This window comes from Streptomyces sp. NPDC015144 (assembly GCF_043079735.1).
Taxonomy (GTDB): Bacteria; Actinomycetota; Actinomycetes; order Streptomycetales; family Streptomycetaceae; genus Streptomyces.
This window is the reverse complement of the sequence record NZ_JBIBUU010000004.1, coordinates 105881-125555: the sequence shown is the minus strand read 5'-3', so window position 1 is coordinate 125555 and position 19675 is coordinate 105881. Positions and strand designations below refer to the sequence as shown.

Genomic DNA, 19675 nt, shown 5'->3' with positions numbered 1-19675 from the left:
GGACTCGTGGGAGTCAGCCTCAGCAAGGGCGGCAACGTCTCGCTGACCAAGGCCGCGCCCAACCTGACGGCGGTCGTCGTCGGTCTCGGCTGGGACGCCCGCACCACCACCGGTGGTGACTTCGACCTGGACGCCAGCGCCCTGCTGACGAACGACCAGGGCAAGGTCAGCAACGACGGGAACTTCGTCTTCTTCAACAACCTGAAGAGCCCCGACGGCTCCGTCGAGCACACCGGCGACAACCTCACCGGTGAGGGCGAGGGCGACGACGAGGTCATCAAGGTGAACCTCGCCACGGTCCCGGCCGATGTCGACAAGATCGTCTTCCCGGTCTCGATCTACGAGGCGGAGTCCCGGCAGCAGAGCTTCGGCCAGGTGCGCAACGCGTACATCCGCGTGGTCAACGAGGCCGACAACAGCGAGCTGGCCCGTTACGACCTGAGCGAGGACGCCTCCACGGAGACCGCCATGGTCTTCGGCGAGCTGTACCGCCACGGGACGGAGTGGAAGTTCCGGGCCATCGGTCAGGGGTACGCCTCGGGGCTGCGCGGCATCGCGCAGGACTTCGGCGTCAACGTCTGATCAGAATTCCTCCGGCCCCCACCGGCCGGGAGGACCATGGGTACGACCGGGCAGCGGCCCGCGTCGCCCCCGTACGCACCACCCGTCCGGCGCCGCACTTCCGTGCGGCGCCGGACGTGCTCGACAGGCGGCCCGGGGGCTCTGTGCGGCTCCGGCGGGCCCGGCAGACGGTTCATCGATCCGGGGAGGACACACCATGGGCGTCACACTCGCCAAGGGAGGCAACGTCTCCCTCTCCAAGGCCGCACCCAACCTCACCCAGGTGCTGGTCGGGCTCGGCTGGGACGCGCGATCCACCACCGGCGCGGACTTCGACCTCGACGCCAGCGCGCTGCTGTGCCGTTCGGGCCGGGTCCTCGGCGACGAGTGGTTCGTGTTCTACAACAACCTCACGAGCCCCGACGGCTCCGTCGAGCACACCGGTGACAACCTCACCGGGGAGGGCGACGGCGACGACGAGTCGGTGATCGTCCATCTCGACCAGGTCCCGGCGCACTGCGACAAGATCATTTTCCCGGTCTCCATCCATGAGGCCGACAGTCGGGGGCAGACCTTCGGTCAGGTCAGCAATGCCTTCATCCGTGTGGTCAACCAGGCGGACGGTCAGGAACTCGCGCGGTACGACCTCACCGAGGACGCCTCGACGGAAACGGCGATGATCTTCGGCGAGCTCTATCGGTACAACGGCGAGTGGAAGTTCCGTGCGGTAGGTCAGGGGTACGCGTCCGGCCTTCGCGGTATCGCTCTAGACTTCGGGGTCAACGTTTCGTAAAGCCGCGTACGGCGCGGGGGAGACCCGTTACTTACACGATGGGGTAGCCAGTGCTTCTGAAAACCTTTGGCTGGTCGTTCGCGGTTACCGCGCTCGGCCTGGTCGCAGCTGTGTTCTACGGGGGGTGGCAGGCCTTCGGGGTGGTAGCGATCCTCTCCGTTCTGGAGATCTCGCTGTCCTTCGACAACGCGGTGGTCAACGCCGGAATCCTGAAGAAGATGAATGCCTTCTGGCAGAAGATCTTCCTCACGATCGGTGTGCTCATCGCGGTCTTCGGTATGCGACTGGTCTTCCCTGTCGTGATCGTGGCCATCACCGCCAAGATCGGTCCGATCGAGGCGGTCGATCTTTCCTTCAACCAGCCCGAGCGCTATCAGGAACTCGTCACCGACGCCCACCCGGCGATCGCCGCGTTCGGTGGCATGTTCCTTCTGATGATCTTCCTCGACTTCATTTTCGAGGACCGTGACATCCAGTGGCTGCGCTGGATCGAGCGTCCGCTCGCCAAGCTCGGCAAGGTCGACATGCTGTCGGTCTGCATCGCGCTGATCGTGCTGCTCGTCGCGGCCCTGACCGTCGCGGGCAACGCGCACCAGCACGGCGGCGGCCACGCGGACAAGACGGAGACGGTCCTGCTCGCCGGAGTCGCCGGTCTGATCACGTACCTCATCGTCGGCGGCCTCTCCGGCTTCTTCGAGAACCGCCTGGAGGAGGAGGAAGAGCGCGAGCACGAGGCCGAGGAGGAGGCCGCACGGAGCGGCAAGAAGGTTTCCGCGGTCGCGCTGGCCGGCAAGGCCGCGTTCTTCATGTTCCTCTACCTGGAGGTGCTCGACGCCTCCTTCTCGTTCGACGGTGTCATCGGCGCCTTCGCCATCACCAACGAGATCGTGCTCATGGCGCTCGGCCTCGGCATCGGCGCCATGTACGTCCGGTCGCTCACGGTCTACCTGGTCCGCCAGGGCACCCTCGACGACTACGTCTACCTGGAGCACGGCGCCCACTACGCCATCGGCGCGCTGGCCGCGATCCTGCTCGTCACCATCCAGTACCAGATCAACGAGCTCATCACCGGCTCCGTCGGTGTCATCCTGATCGGTCTGTCCTTCTGGTCCTCGGTCCGGCGCAACAAGCGGCTGGAGGCCGAGGGGGGCGGGGACGACGCCGGTTCCAAGGCGGAAGTCCCGTCCGGGGTGTGACCCGGTAGGGATTGAGGAACGCTCTTCTGCGGGGCGGTCCGTGAGGCAGGGTTCTCCGGAGACATCCGGCCCCGGCCCCGCGGCCGCCCCGCAGTGCTGAGGGCGTCCCGGGCCGGATCCGGGGCGTTCCCGGGCCCGGGAACGGGAGAGTTTCTACACATAGGGGTTGGGGATGGCGTTCTGGGACAACCTGTGGCCGCGCCGGGCGCAGTTCGAGTCGAGCAACGCGCTGACGAGCTCCATCGTGCTCACCAAGCGGCAGCACACGGTCTCGCTCGGCAAACAGGGCGCGCTGAGCGGCAATCTGCGGGTCAACCTGTCCTGGCAGATGCGCACCTCGGACATAAGGGGCCGGTCGCGGCAGAGCGGCCGGCTGCTGCGCCCGATGGAGTTCTTCAAGCCCGAAGCGGTGCAGGCGCACACCCAGGGCATGGTCAACGTCGACCTGGACCTCGGGGCCATGTACGAGCTGAAGGACGGGACCCGGGGCGTCGTCCAGCCGCTCGGCAACCTCCTGGGCGACCTGAACAGCCCGCCGTACATCCGGCTCAGCGGGGACGACCGCTTCGGCGCGCCCTCGGGCGAGACGCTCTACGTCAATATCGACCAGCGGGAGCAGTTCAAACGGCTGCTCTTCTTCGTCTACATCTACGACCAGACGCCCGCCTTCGACCGGACGCACGCCAAGGTGACGCTCTACCCGGGCAACGGGCCCAGCATCGAGATCGAGCTCGACGAGCACGCCCCGGAGGCCCGCTCCTGCGCCGTGTTCACGATGGAGAACGTCAAGGACGACCTGATCGTGCGGCGCGAGGTGAAGTTCGTCTACGGGTTCCAGTCGGAGCTGGACCGGATGTACGGCTACGGCATGCAGTGGGGCCGGGGCTACAAGTCGAAGACCTGACGCGCGCTCGGCCCCGGGGCCGTACGACCGCCCCGGGGGTCGCACGACCGTCCTCGGGGCGGCGGTCTTCGGGGCGCCTCCCGGGGCGCCTCCCCGGGACGCCTTCTCAGGACCGTACGAACTGCGGGCCCATCGGCGGCAGGGTGAAGTTCGGGTCCGGGGCGGGGGCCGCGGCCGCCGCGGGCTGCGGGTAGCCGTAGGCGGGCGGAGCGGCGACCGGCTGCGGGTAGCCGTACGCGGGCTGGGCGGGGGCGGGCTGGGGGTAGCCGTACGCGGGCTGCCGGTGCTGGATCGTGGCCTGCGCGTCGGGCCCCGTCGGCGCGGCCGGCGGGAAGTCGGGCGCGGGCGGTGCGGCGGGTGCCGGAACCGGCGCGGGAGAGGTCTGCGCCGGCACCGGGTCGGGCTCGGGTGCCGCCTCGTCGACCGAGATGCCGAAATCGGTCGCCAGACCGACCAGCCCGGTCGGGTAGCCCTGCGCCACCGCGCGGAATTTCCAGCCATCGCCGCGCCGGTAGAGCTCGCCGCAGATGATGGCCGTCTCCTCGCCGGTCTCCGGCTGTACGTCGAAGACCGCCAGCGGCTCCCCGCCGGGCACCGTCGCGTCGTACAGCAGGATGCGGAGGTCGTGCACCTGGGCGAAGGTGGCGCCGTCCGAGGAGGCGGCGACGACCACCTGCTCGACCGAGCGGTCCAGCCCGCCCAGATCCGCCTCGACGGTGTCCGTCAGCCCCTCGGGGACGCTCCGCTTCGGCAGGTGCCGCACCAGGCCGGAGGGATGGCGGGGCTGGTTGTAGAAGACGAAGTCCTCGTCCGAGCGCACGCGGCCGCCGGGGCCGATCAGCAGGGCCGAGACGTCCACGTCCGGCACTCCGGTGCCCGGGGACCAGCGCAGCACGGCCCGTACGGCCAGGGTGTCCAGAGGGACGTTCGAGCCTTTCACCATCGCGTGCGTCATGCCCGTCATCCTGCCTGCTGGCTGCCCGCGCGGACAACGCGGGGGTCGTACCGAGTCTCCCGACGATCTCTCGGAACTGCCCGTTCCGGCACGCTTCGACCCATCGGGAAATGGTCGAGTTACCCGCAGTTCATGCATGGGGGGAACTCTTGACACTCGCCCATACGTACTATTACCGGCCACGCATTCGTTGGTCGATCGGTCGGTTCGGGGGAGTTACATGCGTCATTTCGGGCATATCGCACCCGCTGTGCGGGAGCGGCTGTTCTTCCGGGAGCCGTGCGCATTCGGTCCGGACGCACCGGCCCGGCTCCTCTCGGCCGCCCTGGGGGCGACCCTGTACAGCCCCGCCACCCGGCCGAAGCTCGCTGACGACATCGTCAAGCAGGCCGGCCGCGGCGTCGTCTCGATGGTGCTCTGCCTGGAGGATTCCATAGACGACTCCGAGGTCACCGGCGCCGAGGAGAATCTGGTCAGGCAGTTCGCCGACCTCGACGTCCGCGGCGCCGAGGTGCCGCTGCTCTTCATCCGGGTCCGCGAGCCCGGCCAGATCGGCGACCTGGTGCGCCGGCTCGGCGTCACCGCCCGGATGTTGTCCGGTTTTGTACTTCCGAAGTTCACCGAGGAGCGTGGCGTCCCCTTCATGGAGGCGCTCGCCGAGGCCGAGAAGGCCAGCGGCCGGCGCCTGTTCGCCATGCCCGTGCTCGAATCTCCCGAGCTGCTCCACCTGGAGACCCGGGAGGCCGCGCTCCACGGCATCGCCCGCACCGTCGACGCCTACCGGGACCGGGTGCTCGCGCTCCGGCTCGGCGTCACCGACTTCTGCTCGGCGTACGGGCTGCGCAGGACGCCCGACATGACCGCGTACGACGTGCGGATCGTCGGAGCCGTCATCGCCGACGTGGTCAATGTGCTGGGCCGGGCGGACGGCACCGGATTCACCATCACCGGCCCGGTGTGGGAGTACTTCCGGCTCCAGGAACGGATGTTCAAGCCCCAGCTCCGCCAGAGCCCGTTCCTGGAGGGCCGGGCCGAGGACCTGCGCGCCACGCTGATCGAACACGACCTGGACGGCCTGCTGCGCGAGGTCGAGCTCGACCGGGCCAACGGCCTGCTCGGCAAGACCTGCATCCACCCCTCCCACGTGGCCCCCGTGCACGCCCTGTCCGTGGTCAGCCACGAGGAGTTCAGCGACGCGGAGGACATCCTGCGCCCCGAACGCGGCGGCGGCGGTGTCCTGCGCTCCGCGTACACGAACAAGATGAACGAGGTGAAGCCGCACCGCGCCTGGGCCGAGCGGACCCTCCTGCGCGCGGAGGCCTTCGGGGTCGCCGGGCCGGACGTCGGCTTCGTCGACCTGCTGTCCGCGAGCGTCCCGGAGTGAACGCGGAGCGGTCGCCGGAGGAGGAGGAGCGGCAGGCGGAGAAGGGCAACGAGGACGGAGCGGTGAAGGGAGCGGCGGACGTGGTGTGGTCGGGCAGCTGGGTGACGGAGCGGCTGGGCGTGGAGCTCGTCGGCGACGGCAGGCCCGAGGGCGACGGCGAACTGCGCGAACTGCTCGGCCTCGCCCTGCGCCGCAACCCCCGGCGCGCCCACCTGCTGGTGTCGAACGTGCTCGGCAAGCACGTACCGCAGAAGCCCTCCGTGGTCTACGGCACCGGATTCGAGCTGGGCCGGCGGGTGCGCGAACTCCTCGGCCCGGCCGCCGCGGGCCGGGCCGTCGTGCTCGGCTACGCGGAGACCGCCACCGCCCTGGGCCACGCGGTCGCCGACGGGCTGGGCGAGGCGCCGTACCTCCACTCGACCCGCCGCCCCGTGGCGGGCGTGGCACGGGCGGGCGGCTTCGAGGAGTCCCACTCGCACGCCACCTCGCACCTGCTGCTCCCGGAGGACCCGGAGCTGCTGGCGGGCGACCGCGGCGGGGCGGACGGAGAACGGGGCGCCCCCGGCGCACCCCTGGTCCTGGTCGACGACGAGTTCTCCACCGGCAACACCGTCCTCAACACCGTCCGCGACCTGCACCAGCGGTACCCGCGCGACCACTACGTCATCGTCGCCCTGATGGACATGCGCTCCCCGGCCGACCGGGACAGACTGGCCCGGTTCGCCGAGGAGATCGGCGCCCGGGTCGACCTGGTGGCGTACGGCTCCGGCACCGTCACCCTCCCGGAAGGCGTCCTGGAGAAGGGCCGGGCCCTGGTCGCCGCGCACGAGCCCGCACCCCTGGAACAGCCCCGCGTCCCCGCCCCCCGCCCCTGCACCCGGGTGGACCTCCAGTGGCCCGCCGGGGTGCCCGACGGCGGCCGGCACGGCTTCACCCCCGCCCACCGGGCAGCCCTGGAAGCGGCCCTCCCCGCCATGGCCGCCCGCGTCGCCGAACAGCTCGGCGACGCCCGGCGCATCCTGGTCCTCGGCTTCGAGGAGCTGATGTACGCCCCGCTGCGCCTGGGCACGGCCCTGGAGCGGCTCACCGACGCCGAGGTGCGGTACTCCACCACCACGCGTTCCCCCGTCCTCGCCGTGGACGACCCGGGCTACGCGATACGGACCCGACTGGTCTTCCCGGCCCACGACGACCCGGACGACGGACCCGGCGACCGGTACGCGTACAACGTCGCGGGCGCCGGATTCGACGCCGTGCTGCTCGCTGTCGACTCCGTCGCCGACACCCCCGAACTCCACGCGCCCGGCGGCCTGTTGGAACAGCTCGCCGCGCACACCGGACACGTACTGCTCGCGGTCGTCCCCTCGTACGTCCCGGGCCCCCGCACGCACGCCCCCGAACGGCAGGAAACCTCCATGCTGCCCGAGCCCCTCCGCGGCCCCGACTTCTCCTCCTACGCGCCGGACGAGGTCGGCTGGCTGCTCCAGGACCTCTCGGAGACCGAGCTGGAGGCGCCCACCGAGGAGCGCGAGGAGGCGATACAGAGCGGCGGCGCGCACTACGCCGAATCGCTGCCCGTCGAGTACCAGCCCTCCGCCGAGTACCAGGAGCTGTTCCGGTCGGCGCTGAAGCTGTCGGCCGCCCGGATCGCGCGTGCCGTCGGCACCGTCACCGAGACGGTCCTCGCCGAGCGCGGCCCCCGCCCGGTCCTGGCCTCGCTGGCCCGGGCCGGTACCCCCGTCGGTGTGCTGATGCGCCGCTGGGCCCTGCACCGGCACGGCGTCGAGCTGCCCCACTACGCCGTCTCCATCGTGCGGGGCCGGGGCATCGACGCCAACGCCCTGCGCTGGCTGGCCGCCCACCACGACCCGGCCGACGTCGTCTTCGTGGACGGCTGGACCGGCAAGGGCGCGATCACCCGCGAACTCTCCGCGGCACTCGCCGAGTTCGAAGGATTCGACCCGGAGATCGCGGTACTGGCCGACCCCGGCGGCTGCGTCCGCACCTACGGCACCCGCGAGGACTTCCTCATCCCGTCCGCCTGCCTCAACTCCACCGTCTCCGGGCTGATCTCGCGGACCGTGCTCCGTGCCGACCTGGTCGGCCCCGAGGACTTCCACGGTGCGAAGTTCTACCGGGAGCTGGCGGACGGCGACGTGTCCGCCCTCTTCCTCGACACGGTCGCCGCGCATTTCGACGAGGTCGCCGACGCGGTGGACGCCGAGGCCAAGGACCTGCTCGCGGCCGACCGGGCCCCCACCTGGGAGGGCTGGGCCGCGGTGGAGCGGATCAGCGAGGAGTACGGCATCCACGACGTGAACCTGGTCAAGCCGGGCGTCGGCGAGACCACCCGGGTGCTGCTGCGCCGGGTCCCCTGGAAGATCCTCACCCGGCGCGGCGCGGGCGCCGACCTCGACCACATCCGCCTGCTGGCCGAGCAGCGGGGCGTTCCGGTGGAGGAGACCGACGGCCTCCCGTACAGCTGCGTCGGCCTGATCCACCCGAAGTACACCCGGGGCGCGACGGGCGCGGACGGCCGGGCGGTGGACGCGAAGTGACCGGCTCGTCCGAGACTCCCGCCGCCGGTCCCTTCGCGGCGGCCGGTTCCGGGGTGCCTACCGGTGCCGGGACGCCTACCGGTTCCGAGGCATCGGCCGGCGCCGAGGTGCGTACCGGTCCTGAGGTGCTTGCCGGTCCTGAGGCGCTTGCCAGCTCCGAGGCGCTCACCGGTCCTGAGGGGTTTACCAGCTCGGAGGCGCTTACCGGTCCTGAGGCATGGGCCGGTGCCGGGGCGTCGGGCGGTACCGACGCTCCCGTGACCCTCGTCGCCAGCGATCTCGACCGCACCCTGATCTACTCCGCCGCGGCCCTCCGGCTCACCGGGCCGGACGCCGAGACCCCCCGGCTGCTCTGTGTGGAGACGTACGACCACAAGCCGCTCTCCTACCTGACGGAGACGGCCGCGACCCTCCTCGACGAACTGTCCCGCACCACCGTCTTCGTCCCCACGACCACCCGGACCCGCGAGCAGTACCGGCGTGTCCGACTGCCCGGCCCCGCCCCGCGCTTCGCGATCTGCGCCAACGGGGGGCACATCCTCGTCGACGGCGAGTCCGACGCCGACTGGCAGCGGCGGGTGACCCGGAGGATCGCCGAGGAGTGCGCCCCCCTCGCGGAGGTCCGCGCCCATCTGCTGGCCTCGGCGGATCCGGCCTGGCTGCTCAAGGAACGGGTCGCCGAGGACCTCTTCGCCTACCTCGTCGTGGAGCGCGCGCTGCTGCCCGAGGGCTGGGCCGATGAGCTGGGCGCCTGGGCGTCCACGCGGGGCTGGACGGTCTCCCTCCAGGGCCGCAAGATCTACGCCGTACCCGGTCCGCTCACCAAGAGCGCGGCCATGAAGGAGATCGCCCGGCGCACCGGCGCCGCACTCACCCTCGCCGCCGGCGACAGCCTCCTCGACGCCGACCTGCTGCTCGCCGCCGACCGCGCCTGGCGCCCGGACCACGGCGAACTGGCCGAGGCGGACTGGAGCGCCCCGCACACCGAGGTGACGGCGGCACGGGGCGTCGCGGCGGGCGAGGAGATCCTCCGCTCCTTCCTCCGGGCGGCCCGCGCGGGAAGACCGGACTGAGACCCACCGACCGGTGGAAAGGACGTCCTGACTCCGTCGTACGGACACCCCGCGGTGGGGCGAGCGGCCTGGTCCCGTCGTACGGGCACTCCACGATGGAAAGATCGTCCCGATGCCGGACGTGACCACGCCCGGCCGCTCGACGCACCAGGAGCACCGTCATGACCAAGGGCAACGAAACGAAGATCACGGACGAGCTGTACGCGTACATGCTCGCGCACAACCCGCCCCTCGACGAGGTCCAGCGCGCGTTGGTGGAGACCACGTACGCCCGGTTCCCCGAGCACGCCGGGATGCAGTCGGCCGAGGAGCAGGGGCCGCTGCTCGGCTTCCTCGTCCGGCTGACCGGCGCCCGGCACGTCGTGGAGGTCGGGACGTTCACCGGCTTCTCCGCGCTGTCGATGGCGCGGGCGCTGCCCGCCGACGGTCGGCTGATCGCCTGCGACGTCTCGGAGGAGTGGACCGCGTACGGCCGGGAGGCGTGGGAGAAGGCGGGCGTCGCGGACCGGATCGACCTCCGCATCGCCCCCGCGCTCGACACCCTGCGGGCGATGCCGGCCGAGCCGCACATCGACCTCGCCTACCTGGACGCGGACAAGGGCAACTACATCCCGTACTGGGAGGAGTTGGTTCCCCGGATGCGGCCGGGCGGCCTGATCGTCTCGGACAACGTGCTCTTCCACGGCCGGGTCACCGACCCGGAGGCGACCGGCGGGGCGGCGGCGATCAAGGAATTCAACGACCACGTGGCCGCCGACCCGCGGATGGACAGCGTGATGCTCACCGTGTCCGACGGCCTGACCCTCTCCCGCAAGCGGTAGCGCGAGCCCGGGCCCTGTCGGTGGTTCCGGGATGCTGGGGCGGCTGGGGTCGCTCTGGTTGCTTCGGTGGCTGGGGTGGCTGTGGTGGCCGGTCAGCCGCAGCAGCCGCCACCGCAGCAGCCCCCGCCGCCCCCGCCCGACGGGGCGGCGGGCGCCGACCTGCCCGACGACGAGCCGCCGACGGCGACGGTGGAGAGCAGCTTCACGGTGTCGGTGTGCCCGGCGGGGCAGGAGGCCGGGTCGGAGGACTGGGCCATCGGACGGCTCAGTTCGAATGTGTCCCCGCAGGAGCGGCAGCGGAATTCGTATCGAGGCATGCCCTCAGGTTAGCGGTGGCCGGGCGCCGTGACGGAGGGCCGGCATCGGCGGTTCAGAGGCTGGTACGGCGGGCGACCGGTGCCGGTGTCGGTCCGCAGATGCCGGTCCGCCCGGCGGCGGAGCGGAGGCCGGCGGAGGCGTCCGGACCATGCGGGAACGGAGATCCCGCCCGGCAAGGCCGCAGGGCAACCACTCCGCGAAGCCGCAGGGCCACCACTCGGCGACGCCACAACGCCACAGGGCGACCACTCCGCGACACCGTGAGCCAACCGCTCCACGACGCCGCAGGGCGGCCGCTCCATGGCCCTGTCCGGTGGTCGGTGGCCCCGCTCCGCGATTCCGTGCGACGACGCGGCCCGGCGGTGGCGATGGCAGGACGGGCTCAGCCCCGGCCCGCCCCGCGCTCCTCGCGGATCCCGGAGACCACCCGCGCGGCCGTCTGCCGCACCGCTTCCGTCTCGGTCAGGAAGTGCCAGTAGTCGGGATGCCGCCCGTCGAGCGTGGCGACGGCGCGGTCCAGCCGGGCCACCGCTTCGTCCAGCGGACGGGCGTGGCGCGGATCGGGCGTACTGCGGCCGTCCATCGCCAGCCGCTGGGCGTCCCGGACCGCGAACCGGGTCCGCTCGATCTCCTGCTGCGGGTCCTTGGCCACCGCGTCCAACTGCCGCAGCCGGTCACCGGCCGCCGACACCGCCTCGTCCGTGGCGTTCAGCAGGGCGCGGACCGTGCTCAGCCGGGAGGTGGCGTCCGCCCACCGCTGTTCGTCCCGCGCCTCGGCGGCTTCCTTCAACTTGTCCTCGGCCTGCCGCACATTGACCGCCGCCTGCTCCGGAACGCGCTGGAGGTCCTGCCAGCACGCGGCCGAGAAACGCCTCCGCAACTCGCTCAGCACTGGATCCACCGAGCCCGCCCGGGTCGTCAGCGCCTCGGCACGGGTACGCAGCGACACCAGGCGGTGGTCGATCTCGGCGGCCCGCTCGGGCAGCTTCTCCGCCTCGGCCCGTACCGCCTCGGCATCGCGCAGCACCCGGTCGGCCCGCTGGAGGGTCTCCGGGACGCCGTGCCGTCCGGCGCCCTCGTTGAGCCTGGTCAGCTCGGGGGCGAGGGCCGCCAGCCGGGCGGCGAGGTCGTCCGCCCGGAGCCCCGACGCGCGCGCCGCGTCGAGCGCGTTGCTGGCGCCGAGCAACGCCTGCCGGGCCCGCTCCACGGCGGGCGCGAGCCGGGCGAGCTGCGTCTCCGCACTGCCCAGCAGCGGCCCGAGCCCCTGCGCGAACCGGTCCAGCTCGGCCTTGACCCGGACCAGCTCGTCCTTGGCCCCGGTCAGCTCGGCCCGCGCGCGGGCGGCGACCGAGGACTCCAGGTCGTCCCGGTCCAGATCGTGGGCGTCGACTGCGGTGATGTACGTGTTGCTGGCCTCGTCGATCCGCCGGCCCAGGGCGGCGAAGCCGTCCACGGCCCGGCGCGCGGCGGGGGAACCGTCCACCGCGGTGATCGTCTCGATCGAGATCCTCAGGTCGCGCTGGGCGGTGTCCAGCTCGTAGAAGGCCTCGGCGGCCGCGTCCTTCGCGGCCTGCGCCTCGGCGCGCTGACTCTCTCCGCGCCCGCCGAACCAGCGCCTCGTACCGCCACCGGCGAAGGCCGCGGGCAACGCGGCGACCAGCAGCGGCACCGGCAACAGCACCAGCGTGAGGACATCGCCGACTGCGGAGCCCCCGCCCGCTCTCCTCCGCGGCCGCGCGTCTGTCGCCCTCACATCCCTCTCCCGTGCTGCTCGCCCCTGCCCGGTACATTCTCCCACCCGGTAAAGACGAACACACGTGCCGGTTAGTTCGCGTTTCGGACCCTGACTTGGCCGTTGTCGCTGCGAACCTTCACCACATGGCCGCTGCCCGCGCCCGCCGCGACCTGCGGTACGTCCACCGAGGCGTGCCCGTTGCGGGTGACGGCGTCCACCGCGTACTTCGTGGAACCGGGCGGCAGGTCGATGGTGATCGAGCCGTTGTCGCTCACGGCCTCCACCCGGTCCGGAGCGCTGGTGAAGCGCAGCCGGATGCTGCCGTTGTTGCTCCGCGCCGCCACGGACCCGGCCGACACCCGATCGGTGACGATCTCACCGTTGTCGCTGGACAGGTCGAGCGGCCCGGTGGAGTCCCGGACGGAGACCCTGCCGTTGTCGGCGCGGAGCGTGAGCGGCGTACGGAAGCCGGAGGCGGCGATCTCTCCGTTGTCCCCCTCGACGACCACCGCCACCCCGCGCGGCACCTTCACCCGGTACTCCGCCGCACAGTCGCTGATCAGGGCCTCGCACTTCACCCGGAGCGACAAGGTGTCGTCCCGCATCTCCCACTTCGGATCGGGCCCGCTCCCGAGCACCGCCCAGCCGTCGACCCGCCGCGTGACCTCGACCTCGCGCACATCGGCCGGTACGAGCTCCAGCGACGACGACCGGGTATCGATGGTCAGCGTCTTCCCGCTCAACGCGAACGACTTGTGCTCGGCAGGTGCCTCGCTCACATCCGTACCGGCACAACCGGCCAGCGCGAGCACCATGACCGCGCCACCCCCGGACACGACGAGAGCACGGGTACGGGCATGGATACGGGTACGGACTGCCACGATGATCTTTCCCCCCGGGGTCGAGCGACGACCGCCTCGCACGGCGCGCACCTCACCGTACGACCGCCCTCCGCCCCACCAGAACGGGGCGGACCACCGTACGAAGGGTGGGGATATCCCCCGTACCCCCGACCCCCTCCCACGAGGCCGGATACCGTTTGTGACCGGGGGCCGTGGGACATGTACGCTGTTGCCTCATCCACGGGTGCGTAGCTCAGGGGTAGAGCGCTGCTCTTACAAAGCAGATGTCGGCGGTTCGAAACCGTCCGCGCCCACCAGTAGGTAGATAGGAAAAGGCCCAGGTCACCGGTACTGAACCGGGAACTTGGGCCTTGTTTGTTCCCCGGCCGGGAAGCCGGGGGAGGGGCGCCGTGCCAGTTACGTGCCAGATGAGCCGCCGGACTCGCCCGGCCGGACCTTCCTGATCTGCTCGTCGACGTGGGCGGCGATGGCGTGGTCACGCCCGTTCACCAGGTGCTGATAGACCAGCGCGGCCCGCACCGACGAGTGCCCCATCCGCTGCATCAGCTCACGCGTCGTGGCGCCGCCGGTCGCGGCGAGGGTGTTCCCGGTGTGGCGCAGATCGTGGAAATGGACGTCGCGGAGGCCGGTGGTCTTCAGGGCCCGCAGCCACAGTCGGCGAAAGTTGTTCCGGCGCAGCTGCCCGCCGCGGGCTCCGGTGAAGACCAGCCCGGTCCGACCCGGCTCGGCGTAGACGGCGAGATGAGTGGCCAGACTCTCCGCCAGCGAGGCCGGGAAGGCGACGGTCCGCACACCGGCCGCACTCTTGGGCGTCTTGACCATGATGCCGTCAGTACGGGTCTCGGCCAGAGAACGTCGTACGGCGACGGTTCGACGGTCGAGGTCGACGTCATGGCGCTGGAGCGCGGCGAGCTCCCCGAAGCGGAGACCGGTGAAGGCTGCCAGCAGGATGAACATCCGGAAGCGCGCCGGGACGGCGTCGGCGAGCTGGAAGACTTCGCTGACGTCGAGGAACGGCCGCTCGGCCGTCTTGGCGGCGCCGGCTCCCTTGATACGGCAGGGATTGCGCTGGATCAGCTCGTCGTCGACCGCGGTGTTCATGATGGCTCGGAGGATCTGGTACGCCTTGGCGACCGTCGGCTCACCGACACCCGCGTCCAAGAGGCCGGCACGCCAACGACGGATCTGGGGTGTGGTGATCTCACTCAGGACCACGTCCGCGAAGGTCGGCAGGATGTGGAGGCGCAGCGCGCTGCCGTTGCGTTCGCGGGTGGTGGCCGCGTAGTCGCGTTCCTTGAACCAGGCGGCGGCGTAGATCCCGAACAGAACCTTGTCGTCCGGGTTCTTCCACTTGCCGTCGATGATCTCCGCTTCCTTGCGGACGAGCCACCGATCGGCATCAGTCTGCGAGGCGAACGTCTCGGGGGCCGATCGCGTCATCCCGTCCGGCCCCTGATACCGAGCCTGGAAACGCCCTGAGGGCAGCTTCCGCACTGCACCGAAGCGGCGACGCTTGCCTTTGCTGTTCGCCATCAGGCCACCGCCGCGAATCGGCGATGAGTGGTCATCGGCTGGACGGTGTGTGCGACGACGAATTCCTCCAAGGCCCGCTCAGGAATGCGGACATGCCGTCCCACCTTGACGAAGACGATCCGGCGCTCGGCGATGAGCCGACGCGGAAACCTTTCAGTGGTGCCGAGGAGTTCGGCGGCCTGGCCTACGGTCAGCAGTCGGTCGGTCATGCGGTTACTCCTTCCAGGGCGAGTTGGTCACGTAGTGCCTCGCGGGCGGTGTCACGGTTGAGCTGGATGTCCCGGGCGATGGAGGCGGCGAGGGCGGCCTCACCGGGGGAGTGACCCTGTCCGACGTAGGACCAAGAGGCGAGGACGAGGACGGTGTCCGGCTCGATGTCGTCGAGGCCGCGCGCGGTGCGCTCCTGGGCGGCGCGGTAGTCGGCGCGGGTCTGGCGGAGCTCGCCCAGGGTGGTCGAGTACTGCCGGGACTTGGTGGAGAAGTGGCCGCGGAAGCCGAGCATGTGGGCCCAGGCGAGAAGGCGGCGGTCCGGGTAGAGCGGATCGAGGTCGAAGCAGGCTTCGACGAGGCGGCGGGTGTGGTCGGGGACGCCGAGGAAGGCCAGGGCCTCACGGTTGCCGACGCGACGGTCGAGGCTGCCGGTGGTCTCCGCAGCTTTGGTGGCGTACTTGGCGATGTAGGAGGCGACGGCCTGTTCGGTGATGTCGGAGCCGTCACCGAAGGCTTTGACGGGCCGGATGTCGAGCTGGGTGCCCCAACAAAGGCGGCGTAACGGCTGGTCGCCGGCGGCGGTGACGGTGACGGTCGTGTACGCGTGGGTGGCGGCGGCGCGGATGGCGTCGGTGAGGCGTTCGGTGGTCGCCCACGACGGCGGCGGGGAGTCGGGACCGTCCGGGCCGTCGATGCGGATGACGGCGTGGAAGTGGACGGCGCCCCGCTTCTGGAACTCGGCGACCTTCCCGTACGAGATCCGGGCAACTGCCTTCAGCTCCCGCTGCGAGAGGCCGGCCGCGGCGGCGATCTCCCGACGGAGTCGATTCGTGAACCTCTGCCAGAGCTGCCCGGCGTGGTTGTTGAAGAGGACGGCGGCGGCGTAGTCGTACGACTCGGGGTCGAGCGGCGTGCCGAGGTCGGCGTCGTCCTCGGCGTGGCGGACGCCGCAGCGGCAGGGCCGGGTGCCGGGGCGGTTGTGGACCGGTCCGAAGGACGGGGCGGTGAGAGTGAGGAAGACGCGGGGGTGCTCGCGGACGGCGGCGGGGATGTCCCGGCGGCCGTCTCCGGCGAGGCCGGCGCGGATGAGGTGGTACGTGTCGCCCGCGTACGTCCACGCGCAGGCGGGGCAACGGGAGGCCCGGCGGTTGCCGCAGGCGATCCGGAGCCGGGCGCCCGGCTCGGTGTCGGTGGAGTACCGGTGGAGGGTCTCGCCGGTGGCCTTGTCCCGGGTGAGGGTCCAGCCCTGGAGATGGATGGGGTGGGAGCAGCCGCCGGTGCGGTGGATCTGCTCCTTCCAGCGGTCGAAGCCGGGGGACCCGGCCACCCGGAGCATGTCGCCCAGGGTGGCGGTGTCGAATCCCGCCGACGAGGCGGCTGGGACGGTCATCATGGAGTGCTTCCTTCTGGTTCTGCGAACTGGGTAGGAGCGGGGCTTCCGGGCGGCGGAGACTTGGCGGTTGAGCCGCCCGGAGGCCGGCTAGTGCGGTGACTGGAATGGCCCACCGGACCGGCGAGGGGGGACTGGACGGGCGCTCCGAGAGATGGGGCGGCCTTGTCAGGGGGCGGTGAGACGATCACGCCGTGACGATCAACCTGCATGACTTCGACGGCGAGCACTCGCTGACCTTGAACGCCGGCGGCTTGGCTGCCGATGACGCCGTAGCTGCCGCCGGACACGAGCCGAACGGGTACTTCTGGGAAGGTCTCGTGCAGTTCGCCTGGCCCCACATTGCCGAAGACCTCGACTTCGACAGCGAGGCCGGCATGTTCTGCGCGGTCGGAAGTCCGAGCGACCTCACACGACTCAAGGTGGCCCTTGGATCCGTCATCACGAGCCCTGAGGCAGTCCGCGACATCATTGCCCGTGCAGAGGCATCGGGCTTCGAGTTCGACGACTAGCCCTGTCGGCGCTGGCCGTTGAGGAGCGAGCGCAGGACGACGGCGCACACGGCGACCGAGACGGCGCTGACGGCGACGGCGAGCAGCATGGAGACCAGGACCGTGCCGACGACCAGGACGGCACCCGCGCCGCCGGCGACAACGACAGCCAGACCGGCCGGGGTGAGGCGCACGGCGGAGGACGGCGCCGAGACCGGAGCAGAGGCCGGGGCGTGGTGGTGGGTGCAGACCGCCGCGTGGTCGGTGTGGTGGGGCGCGATGTCGGCGGTGACGGTCGGCTGGAAGAGCGGGGTGACGAGGCCGGTCGGAAGCGGGTTGACCGGGATGCGCGGCTGGAACATGACGATTCTCCCTACTTGTTGATCGTGTGGTCGATGAGCGGGGCGAGGACGCTGTCGGCGAGGAGGTAGCCGCCGAGGAGGATCACGGCGACGAGCCACCAGGGCGGGCGGATGAGCTTGATGCCGAGGCCGCCGACGACGATCAGGGCGAGCCAGAGCGGGACGTCCATGACGGAGATCTCCTTCGGGTCAGCGGGGCTTGCAGCGGTGGGTACGGGCGGCCAGCTGGGCGGCCGAGGAGCTGGAGTACTCGGCGGACCAGCCGCAGCCGTCGGCCGTACACACTGCGGCGTACTTGGTGCGGCCGTGGCGGTCGCGGTGAGTGCCGATCTGCACCGGACCGATCCGCATCACGGAGTGGAAGTGGTCGCGAGCGGCCATGGGGCGGTGTCCCTTCAGGCGAGCTGGGCGGCGATGGCGTTGGCCATCAGGGGCGGGACGCCGAGGCGAGCGCGCAGGGTGTCGGCGTCGATCGGGTAGCCGGTGCGGGCGCGGTAGTCGTCGGCGACTTTCCGGGCGTGAGCGACGAGTGCCGGCGGTACGGCCACGGGGGCGGGTTCGGGCTCCGGGACTGGCTCCGGTTCCGGGGAGGGGAGGGCCGGGGCGGCGCTCTCGGGCTCCGACTCGGTGACGTCATCCCGCTCGATGACCGCTTCCACGGCCGAGGGTTGCTCGGCGGCCGTGCCGGGTTCCGTCGGTACGGCGACAGCCGGATGTCGAGGAGAGTGGACAAGAAGGGTCCCGCCGAGGAACGCGAGGGCAGGCCAGCCCGCGACGAGGATGCGCAGCCAGGCGGGGACGTGGCCGAGGTCGAGGAGCCCGGCGGTGGCGACGTTGGCCCCGAGCGAGGCGACCAGGGCGACCATGAACCATGTCCAGGCCGAGCGGGCAGGCTCACCGGCGGCTCGCGAGGTCCGCAGCCGGTGCCAGGCGGCGACGAGCAGGAGATCCACGGAGACCGGGTAGGCCCAGGCCTTCCAACCGGACTGTCCGGCAGCCGCAGCCAGGTCGTGAAGGTGAGCGAAGGACAGGGCGCCGGCGATCACGGCTTGTACGAGGACGGCGTCCGGTCGGCGGATGGGACGCATCGGGGTCCTCCTTCCGGTTTTGGGCATGGGCGGGGTAGAGACCTGGGGTGAAGCGGTCACGCCGCCGTGGAGCGAGGGGATTCAGGCGATCGCGGGAGCCGTGACGGTCGAGGGCGCCGCGGCTTTGCCCAGGGGCGGCAGGACGGGCCGGAAGGCGTCCAGTGCGGGGATCTCGGGCGTGCGGTGGGCGTGGGAGTTCGCGATGTTCACGGCCCGCCGGAGCGTGAGGTGGGGAGTACGGATGCGGACCCACCCACCGGAGGAGTCGCCGGCGACGGCGGTACCGGGCCGGTCGGTGCGGATCTGGACCGTGGCGAGGACGGCGTCTGGGGCGATGTCGCCGAAGGCCATGTTGGCGGAGGTTTCGTCGTTGACGCGGTGAGCGGTCCGGCCGGTGAGCTGGGCACGGAGCATGGTGATGCCCTTGCCGAGCTCGGAGCCGAAGCGCTGCCCGCAGATCTCCAGGTAGATGCCGGCAGCGCGGCCGAGCTGGGCGAGCCGGACGAGGGAGGTGGTGATCCGGTCCCGCCGCTTTTCCTCCTCCTTCGTGGCGAAGAGGGCGAGTTCGGCGACTTCATCGACCAGGAGCACGATCGGGGTCGGTCGCAGGCGATCGGGCAGGTCCCAGATGTCGGCGGTGATCTCCGCATCCGGCAGGTCTGCACTCAATCTCTGCTCACGGCGGATCAGTTGGTAGACGTCCTCCATGTGCTCGACGAGAGTGTCGAGAAGATCGGCAGCGGCATCAGGGTTGTCGGCTATCGCGGTGAACCGTCGGGCGAGCGGGGCGAGTTCGACCCCCTGCTTGCAGTCGATCCCGACGAGGGCGACATCCAGCGTGGCGAGCGCGGCGACGAGGTTGCGCTGATAGACGGACTTCCCGGACTGGGTGGCACCGACGTTCAGGGCGTGCGGGGTCTGGCGGTAGTCGCGGCAGTAGACCTCCCCGTCCTCCCGCATGGCGACCGGAACGCGCATCACCCCACCGCGGGCAGCCGCGGGCATCTGGACCCGCTTGAGGACGTCGTACCCGGTCATCCTCAGCTCGACGACACCCGAGCGGACCTCCCGGGCGGTGACGTTCTGCATGACGAACGAGTGCCGGAGCCGGTCCGAGGCGGCGGAGAAGTCGAACGCATCCTGACCGGGCCGGAGCTTCATCCGCAGTACGAGCCCGGTACGCGTCGGCCGCAGCCGCAGAATCCGGGGCGCCCGCGAGTCGGGGATGGGCCGGCCGGCCATCCGGGCCAGCGCCAGGCGCCAGCGCGAGGGCGGGACGGTCAGCCCACACGCGTCCATGACAGACGCGTACCGGGCGAGGATCCGCACCACGGCGAAGACGAGGCCGAAGCTCATCCAGTACCAGGCCGGACGCCGCCACCGCAGCAGCAGCGCGACAGTGGCAACCAGCGCGAGGGTGACCGTTAAGGCGGCCATGGG

At 71.1% G+C, this 19675-nt stretch carries 21 protein-coding genes and 1 tRNA gene; 10 read left to right on the top strand and 12 right to left on the bottom strand.

Annotated features, from left to right (window positions below; genetic code table 11):
- Positions 1-6: 6 nt before the first annotated feature.
- From ACF08W_RS09505 to ACF08W_RS09490, 4 genes are all read left to right on the top strand, one after another.
- Positions 7-582 (top strand): TerD family protein, encoded by a 576-nt coding sequence (locus ACF08W_RS09505; protein WP_392279062.1) that lies wholly within the window; start codon positions 7-9, stop codon positions 580-582.
- Positions 583-778: 196 nt separating this feature from the next.
- Positions 779-1354: a TerD family protein gene (locus tag ACF08W_RS09500; protein WP_352279458.1), complete on the top strand. Its 576-nt coding sequence runs from the start codon at positions 779-781 to the stop codon at positions 1352-1354.
- Positions 1355-1404: 50 nt separating this feature from the next.
- Entirely contained in the window at positions 1405-2550 is a 1146-nt protein-coding gene (locus tag ACF08W_RS09495; protein ID WP_352279457.1) for a DUF475 domain-containing protein, read from the top strand.
- Positions 2551-2722: 172 nt separating this feature from the next.
- Complete coding sequence (locus ACF08W_RS09490) at positions 2723-3454, top strand: Tellurium resistance (protein WP_385204503.1); 732 nt, start codon at positions 2723-2725, stop codon at positions 3452-3454.
- A 106-nt stretch (positions 3455-3560) separates the two neighbouring features.
- Here the strand turns inward: ACF08W_RS09490 and ACF08W_RS09485 are convergent, their stop codons facing one another.
- Positions 3561-4409, bottom strand: a complete 849-nt coding sequence (locus tag ACF08W_RS09485) for a TerD family protein (protein ID WP_392278939.1) — start codon at positions 4407-4409, stop codon at positions 3561-3563.
- Positions 4410-4629: 220 nt separating this feature from the next.
- Here ACF08W_RS09485 and ACF08W_RS09480 point away from each other — a divergent pair, with 220 nt between their 5' ends.
- The 4 genes from ACF08W_RS09480 (at position 4630) to ACF08W_RS09465 (ending at position 10245) form a co-directional block, all read left to right on the top strand.
- Complete coding sequence (locus ACF08W_RS09480) at positions 4630-5793, top strand: HpcH/HpaI aldolase/citrate lyase family protein (RefSeq protein WP_385204508.1); 1164 nt, start codon at positions 4630-4632, stop codon at positions 5791-5793.
- Positions 5794-5855: 62 nt separating this feature from the next.
- The gene (locus tag ACF08W_RS09475) at positions 5856-8351 is read left to right on the top strand and encodes a phosphoribosyltransferase (RefSeq protein ID WP_392279061.1); all 2496 of its coding nucleotides are present in this window, start codon (positions 5856-5858) and stop codon (positions 8349-8351) included.
- A gap of 257 nt (positions 8352-8608) precedes the next feature.
- Complete coding sequence (locus tag ACF08W_RS09470) at positions 8609-9424, top strand: HAD family hydrolase (protein ID WP_352279452.1); 816 nt, start codon at positions 8609-8611, stop codon at positions 9422-9424.
- A gap of 161 nt (positions 9425-9585) precedes the next feature.
- Positions 9586-10245, top strand: a complete 660-nt coding sequence (locus ACF08W_RS09465) for an O-methyltransferase (RefSeq protein ID WP_352279451.1) — start codon at positions 9586-9588, stop codon at positions 10243-10245.
- 92 nt (positions 10246-10337) lie between these two features.
- Here the strand turns inward: ACF08W_RS09465 and ACF08W_RS09460 are convergent, their stop codons facing one another.
- From ACF08W_RS09460 to ACF08W_RS09450, 3 genes are all read right to left on the bottom strand, one after another.
- The gene (locus ACF08W_RS09460) at positions 10338-10562 is read right to left on the bottom strand and encodes a zinc ribbon domain-containing protein (protein WP_352279449.1); all 225 of its coding nucleotides are present in this window, start codon (positions 10560-10562) and stop codon (positions 10338-10340) included.
- A 383-nt stretch (positions 10563-10945) separates the two neighbouring features.
- On the bottom strand, positions 10946-12316 hold the full coding sequence (locus ACF08W_RS09455) for a hypothetical protein (protein WP_392278938.1): 1371 nt from the start codon (positions 12314-12316) through the stop codon (positions 10946-10948).
- A gap of 71 nt (positions 12317-12387) precedes the next feature.
- Positions 12388-13179: a DUF4097 family beta strand repeat-containing protein gene (locus ACF08W_RS09450; RefSeq protein ID WP_392278937.1), complete on the bottom strand. Its 792-nt coding sequence runs from the start codon at positions 13177-13179 to the stop codon at positions 12388-12390.
- A gap of 203 nt (positions 13180-13382) precedes the next feature.
- Here ACF08W_RS09450 and ACF08W_RS09445 point away from each other — a divergent pair.
- A tRNA-Val gene (locus tag ACF08W_RS09445) sits at positions 13383-13457 on the top strand.
- 100 nt (positions 13458-13557) lie between these two features.
- Here the strand turns inward: ACF08W_RS09445 and ACF08W_RS09440 are convergent.
- From ACF08W_RS09440 to repSA, 3 genes are read right to left on the bottom strand one after another with little or no spacing between them, the layout of a single operon-like run.
- On the bottom strand, positions 13558-14694 hold the full coding sequence (locus tag ACF08W_RS09440) for a tyrosine-type recombinase/integrase (RefSeq protein WP_392278936.1): 1137 nt from the start codon (positions 14692-14694) through the stop codon (positions 13558-13560).
- Complete coding sequence (locus ACF08W_RS09435) at positions 14694-14903, bottom strand: excisionase family DNA-binding protein (RefSeq protein WP_392278935.1); 210 nt, start codon at positions 14901-14903, stop codon at positions 14694-14696. The genes ACF08W_RS09440 and ACF08W_RS09435 overlap by 1 nt, the downstream gene beginning before the upstream one ends.
- Positions 14900-16297, bottom strand: a complete 1398-nt coding sequence (repSA, locus tag ACF08W_RS09430) for a replication initiator protein RepSA (protein ID WP_392278934.1) — start codon at positions 16295-16297, stop codon at positions 14900-14902. Before repSA ends, ACF08W_RS09435 begins: the two co-directional genes overlap by 4 nt.
- Positions 16298-16488: 191 nt before the next feature.
- Between repSA and ACF08W_RS09425 the strand changes: the two genes are divergently transcribed.
- A complete protein-coding gene (locus ACF08W_RS09425) occupies positions 16489-16806 on the top strand; it encodes an Imm51 family immunity protein (protein ID WP_392278933.1) in 318 nt (105 codons plus the stop codon).
- On the opposite strand, the gene ACF08W_RS09420 is transcribed toward ACF08W_RS09425, so the two are convergent.
- The 5 genes from ACF08W_RS09420 to ACF08W_RS09400 form a co-directional block, all read right to left on the bottom strand.
- Positions 16803-17147 (bottom strand): SpdD-like protein, encoded by a 345-nt coding sequence (locus ACF08W_RS09420; protein ID WP_392278932.1) that lies wholly within the window; start codon positions 17145-17147, stop codon positions 16803-16805. The two genes, ACF08W_RS09425 and ACF08W_RS09420, sit on opposite strands and share 4 nt — an antisense overlap.
- Positions 17148-17158: 11 nt before the next feature.
- Positions 17159-17317: a hypothetical protein gene (locus tag ACF08W_RS09415; protein ID WP_132911741.1), complete on the bottom strand. Its 159-nt coding sequence runs from the start codon at positions 17315-17317 to the stop codon at positions 17159-17161.
- Positions 17318-17336: 19 nt separating this feature from the next.
- Positions 17337-17528, bottom strand: a complete 192-nt coding sequence (locus ACF08W_RS09410; RefSeq protein ID WP_053647146.1) for a mobile element transfer protein — start codon at positions 17526-17528, stop codon at positions 17337-17339.
- Positions 17529-17542: 14 nt separating this feature from the next.
- Positions 17543-18235, bottom strand: a complete 693-nt coding sequence (locus tag ACF08W_RS09405) for a DUF2637 domain-containing protein (protein ID WP_392278931.1) — start codon at positions 18233-18235, stop codon at positions 17543-17545.
- 81 nt (positions 18236-18316) lie between these two features.
- The gene (locus ACF08W_RS09400) at positions 18317-19672 is read right to left on the bottom strand and encodes an FtsK/SpoIIIE domain-containing protein (RefSeq protein WP_392278930.1); all 1356 of its coding nucleotides are present in this window, start codon (positions 19670-19672) and stop codon (positions 18317-18319) included.
- Between the last annotated feature and the right edge of the window lie 3 nt (positions 19673-19675).

What these genes read in the sequence shown, in the direction of transcription:
- repSA (WP_392278934.1), bottom strand. Translation starts at nt 16,297, where the DNA reads ATGATGACCGTCCCAGCCGCCTCGTCGGCGGGATTCGACACCGCCACC.
- ACF08W_RS09490 (WP_385204503.1), top strand. Translation starts at nt 2,723, where the DNA reads ATGGCGTTCTGGGACAACCTGTGGCCGCGCCGGGCGCAGTTCGAGTCG.
- ACF08W_RS09410 (WP_053647146.1), bottom strand. Translation starts at nt 17,528, where the DNA reads ATGGCCGCTCGCGACCACTTCCACTCCGTGATGCGGATCGGTCCGGTG.
- ACF08W_RS09480 (WP_385204508.1), top strand. Translation starts at nt 4,630, where the DNA reads ATGCGTCATTTCGGGCATATCGCACCCGCTGTGCGGGAGCGGCTGTTC.
- ACF08W_RS09420 (WP_392278932.1), bottom strand. Translation starts at nt 17,147, where the DNA reads ATGTTCCAGCCGCGCATCCCGGTCAACCCGCTTCCGACCGGCCTCGTC.
- ACF08W_RS09500 (WP_352279458.1), top strand. Translation starts at nt 779, where the DNA reads ATGGGCGTCACACTCGCCAAGGGAGGCAACGTCTCCCTCTCCAAGGCC.
- ACF08W_RS09405 (WP_392278931.1), bottom strand. Translation starts at nt 18,235, where the DNA reads ATGCGTCCCATCCGCCGACCGGACGCCGTCCTCGTACAAGCCGTGATC.
- ACF08W_RS09465 (WP_352279451.1), top strand. Translation starts at nt 9,586, where the DNA reads ATGACCAAGGGCAACGAAACGAAGATCACGGACGAGCTGTACGCGTAC.
- ACF08W_RS09485 (WP_392278939.1), bottom strand. Translation starts at nt 4,409, where the DNA reads ATGACGCACGCGATGGTGAAAGGCTCGAACGTCCCTCTGGACACCCTG.
- ACF08W_RS09400 (WP_392278930.1), bottom strand. Translation starts at nt 19,672, where the DNA reads ATGGCCGCCTTAACGGTCACCCTCGCGCTGGTTGCCACTGTCGCGCTG.
- ACF08W_RS09435 (WP_392278935.1), bottom strand. Translation starts at nt 14,903, where the DNA reads ATGACCGACCGACTGCTGACCGTAGGCCAGGCCGCCGAACTCCTCGGC.
- ACF08W_RS09440 (WP_392278936.1), bottom strand. Translation starts at nt 14,694, where the DNA reads ATGGCGAACAGCAAAGGCAAGCGTCGCCGCTTCGGTGCAGTGCGGAAG.
- ACF08W_RS09415 (WP_132911741.1), bottom strand. Translation starts at nt 17,317, where the DNA reads ATGGACGTCCCGCTCTGGCTCGCCCTGATCGTCGTCGGCGGCCTCGGC.
- ACF08W_RS09460 (WP_352279449.1), bottom strand. Translation starts at nt 10,562, where the DNA reads ATGCCTCGATACGAATTCCGCTGCCGCTCCTGCGGGGACACATTCGAA.